Raw genomic sequence first — 4,354 nt, forward strand, 5'->3', positions numbered from 1 at the left:
CGACTCCCCGACCACCATCCCCGCCGCTTTGCACTGCGCCGCGACTTGTCGGATCTTGGCGACATGTTCATCGTCCAAGGTGACGATCACCGTTTTCATTTTCGACATCGTTTGCTCCGGATTGGACGATCGCGTGTGCGATCGTGACGGAGATCGTATTCTAGTGCTCCAACCACCTTTCATGTTGCGGTTGCGATTGTCGAGCGGAAAAGAGGTCAGGTACCAAAAACCAAATGGCCCGAAGGATGCTTCGCATTTTTGGTACCTGACCCCTTTTCCGAGGCACTCTAAATCTAAACGTTGACAAAGCACTCGAGTTTTCGCGGGTGGAGATTCCCCGTCACTCTAAAACGCACGCGACCAACTGGCAATAATCGAATAGTCCGTCTCCAACTGGATTCCGTCCAGGTCTTGTGCCAACGTAGGCACGATTTCCAAGTTCAGGTAATTGCCGTTCCAGTTCAACTGGCCACCGATCCCCAGGTTGTACCAGTATCCGCCGCGAAAACTTTCCACGTTGGTGCTGATCCCTGCTAAGCCCGCACGCGTTAGCAAGGGGCCACACGGCGCCCCTCGCTGACGCGTCGGGCTAAGGTGACCGCATTGAACTCGGACGATCGACTCAATCAACTAGCCTCAAGTAGACAGTGCGACAAAATGTTCGCGAGCATACCGCTACTCCGATGTTCTTGCCAAACTCGGGTCGACTTATCGGCGGACTGTTTGCTATAGCCACCAGGGTGGTGCCAAAATCCGGCACCGGGGCTTCCAGGGATTGGACAGCCAAACTTCGCAAAACACCGTATCTTTCCGAGTCTGTCGAGACTGAGACAGCCCGGTCGCAACGGTTAGCCATTGACGCAGGACGGATTCGACTGATGGGCGTGATCTTCGGTTTACCGGTTGTTTCGATTTTCATCTTCATCGCCGCAGGGCTGCTGCTCGGGCATTTGTTCTGGTACCGAGACACCAGTGGCTTGGACCGCAGGGTGCGTGAACTCGAGGACGAGCTTGCCGCGGCGGGCGGCGATTCATCCAGCCAACACGGCGAGCTGCTTTCGCTGCAGCGGTCCTTTGACGAACAACGTGGCGATCTGGAACGCGCCCGCGAGGAAGCCGCGTCGCTGCGTCAAGAAAACGCGACGCTGGAAGCATCCATCGAACTGACCCGAGACAACGCGGCCCTCGAAAACAGTGACTTGCAGCGCGCCGAAGAACAATTGCAAGCGTTGCGAGACGAATACAATGCGTTGAAAGCGGAGCATGAACAGACGCTCGCAGACAGGCATGCTGCGGAGCTGCGTATCACGGCCAATGAAACCGCGGCTTTGGAAGCAGGCGATGAACTCGGGCGACAATCCGCACTGATCGAATCGCTGTCCAAAACCAACGAGGCGCAGCTCGCCGAAATCCAGCACTTGAAAGAACAAGTCGAACGGTTGGGCGAAACCAGTGAATCGGATGTCGCCGATCGCGAGGCCCTGATCACTCGACTGAAAAACGAGCTGGCCGAGAGCGAAATGTATCGCCAGGCGACCCAGGACAAACTGGATGCGGTGCAGACCCAGATCGAGGAACACGAATCGTCCACCCTACAGCGCGATGAAACGATCCAAGCCCTGGAGCGTCAGCGCGACGAACTGCAACAGCAGCGTGACGAATCATCGCACAAATACGCGTCGGTCGTGACCAGCATCGAGACGATGCAACAGCAGCTCGCCAGCGCACTGGACCAGGCCGAACGAACCGCCGATCAAAACGAGCGATTGGCCGATCTGATCGAAGAAAAGCAAAACCGAATCGCCGAATTGGAGGCGCGTGCCGTCGAGGCCGAGGCTGCTTGTGAGGGACTGGAGACCCTGCAGGCCGAACTCTCCACCGCAACGGCGGCGCTGACCAAAGTCGAATGCCAACTGGAAGACCGCACCGCCGAACTGCAGGACCGAGACCGCTTGCTGGAATCCCTTCGCGGCGAAATCGACCACTTGAAAGTGGCACGGCAAGAGGGCGCCGATGCCCAAGAAGAAGTCCGTGAATTGCTCGACGAGTTGCACGAACTGAAACAGATCAAGCTGAAACTGGAAGACAAACTGGCGACGCAAGCCGGCCAGCTCGAACAGATCGCGGAGCTGCAAGAACGCATCGAAGAGCAAGACGCGGAATTGGAGTTTATCGCCAGCGAAGTCGACGACGAACGCGGCATTCGCAGCGAACTGGAAGACAAACTGAGCGAAAAGACGACCACCATCGCGGACCTGTCCCGACGCTGCGAACTGATTCAACCGCTGGAAAACGAAACCCAATCGCTGACTGCAGAAGTCGCCGCGGGCCGCGAAACCATCCAGCAACTTGCTTCCAAACTGAGTGAAAACGAACACATCGTCACCCAGCTGCAAGAGCGTCTGCAGGTGATCGACATCCTGGAAAGCGAACAACAATCGCTGCGGCAAAGCTTGGATCAGTCGGCCGCGACGATCGACCGATTGACCGCAAAACTGCAAGAAAGCGAACGAACCGTCGCTCGACAGACCGAGCAGTTGCAGGCCATGGAGGCATTGCAGAACGAAAACCAATCGCTCGCCGCCGAACTGATGTCGTCTCAGACATCGGTCGAAGAGACTTCGGCACAGCTACGCGAACACGAACGGATGGTCGCCGAACAATCGGCCCAGCTGGAAATCTTGGGAGATCTGGAAACCGAAAAGGGATCGCTCTCTGAAAAACTGCTCGCCTCTCTCGCCTCCATCGAACAGCTGACGGCACAAGTGCACGACAGCGATCAAACGCTGGCGCAGCAATCCGAAAAGCTTCAGCAGATGGAGCAGCTTGAAAGCGAAAAACAAACACTCGCTGAACGATTGGAATCCTCGCTCGCGTCGATCGAACAACTGACCGCCCAGCTGGACGAAAGTCAATCAACCATTGCCCATCACGCCAAACAGCTGGAGTTGATGGAGGCCCTGGAAAACGACAACCAATCGCTCGCCGGCAAGCTCCAATCGAACCTCGAGAAGCTCGATCACATGGCGACGAACTTGCGCGACCGTGACACGGAAATTGTCGAGCTGACCGAGCGGTGCGAGCGGATCAGCGGTCTCGAAGATCAAATCGAAACGCTGGCACAGGATCTACAGGCCAGCCAAGCGACGATCGATGACCTAACCGAACAACTGAGCGACCGCGATGTGCGAATCACCGAGCTGACCGAGCGGTGTCAGGCCATCACGCCGCTTACCGAAGAAACGCAAACGCTGACCAAACGGTTGGCCGAACTCGAGCGGACCGAAGCCGGGCTGAGGGAAAGCTTGAGCGATCAAGATCGCGAGATCGAAACCCTGCGTGACACCGAACGCGAACTCAACACGTTGCAGGACCGCTTTGCCGAGACGCAATCGGTGCTCCAAGAAACCGACGCCCAACGGGCCGCACTGGTCGAAACCACCGGTGAACAGCAATCCGAAATTGAATCGCTGCAGAAACAACTGCAACAGATCAAAACGCTGCAAGGGGAGCTGGAAGTCAAAGACGAACAGCTTGCCAAGTCGGCCCGCGAAGTCGAGACGTTGTCGATGCAGATCAGTGAGCGTGAAGCGGTGATCGCGGACTTGAATCGACGCATCGGTTCGGTGGTCGATCTCGAAAAACAACTGCACATGCGAGAACGCGACGTCATCGAGTTGAAAGAGCAAAGCGATCTGCAAACACGGGCCTTTTCCGAACAACGCGACGAGTTGCTTCGCCTGCGACACGACGTCGCCGATCTGGAAGCCACCAACAAACAGCTCGCCATCACGCGAGACCGACTGTCCAAGGCCGACCTGCAGTGCGACGAACTGGTCGCCGCCAATCAGGTGTTGGAAAGCCATGTCACCAAGCTGGGCAAAGAGCTGGAAATCCAAGCCGTCTCGGTCGACGATCTGAATCGACGGTTAGAGACGAAATCGAATCAGCACGAAGCGGCGATCGCGGAACTGCGCCAGGCCTCGACCGATTTGAAGCAGCAAACCGCGGTGGTCAAGCAGCTGCAAACGCAACTTGCCGAACTCGACGAATTGCGGGCGGCCAACAAAATGCTTGCCGCCAAGAGTGCCGATCTGATCAGCCATCTCAAACGCGTCAGCGCCGAGCACGAGGACAGCTTGAAGGCCAACGAGCATGCTCAGACCACGATTCGCGAGCTGCAGAACGAGATCCACGCCCAGACGGCCACGATCCGCACGTTGCGTCGCGAGCGCGGTTCGATCGGAGACTTGGACGGCGAGGACGATCGCAAGGCGGCGTAGCGGAAGCGGTCCTTGACGCTGGGGACGTCGATTCTTTTGCTGCTGGATTTTGCAACCCATTTAGTTTCTCT

General features: G+C 57.1%; 2 protein-coding genes. One reads left to right on the forward strand and one right to left on the reverse strand.

Going from position 1 to position 4,354, the window contains the following annotated elements:
- Positions 1–345: 345 nt before the first annotated feature.
- Positions 346–516, reverse strand: coding sequence for a hypothetical protein (locus NZK35_RS20035; protein WP_259634301.1), 171 nt, complete (start codon positions 514–516; stop codon positions 346–348).
- A 167-nt stretch (positions 517–683) separates the two neighbouring features.
- Here NZK35_RS20035 and NZK35_RS20040 point away from each other — a divergent pair, with 167 nt between their 5' ends.
- Positions 684–4,283 carry a hypothetical protein gene (locus NZK35_RS20040; protein WP_259634302.1) on the forward strand — a complete coding sequence of 1,200 codons (3,600 nt, stop codon included), beginning with the start codon at positions 684–686 and terminating at the stop codon, positions 4,281–4,283.
- Positions 4,284–4,354: the final 71 nt, after the last annotated feature.

It is taken from the genome of Stieleria sedimenti, from assembly GCF_025060895.1.
GTDB classification, from domain to species: Bacteria; Planctomycetota; Planctomycetia; order Pirellulales; family Pirellulaceae; genus Stieleria; species Stieleria sedimenti.

Coding starts and splice junctions, on each gene's coding strand:
- NZK35_RS20040 (WP_259634302.1), top strand. CDS start 684: ATGTTCTTGCCAAACTCGGGTCGACTTATCGGCGGACTGTTTGCTATA.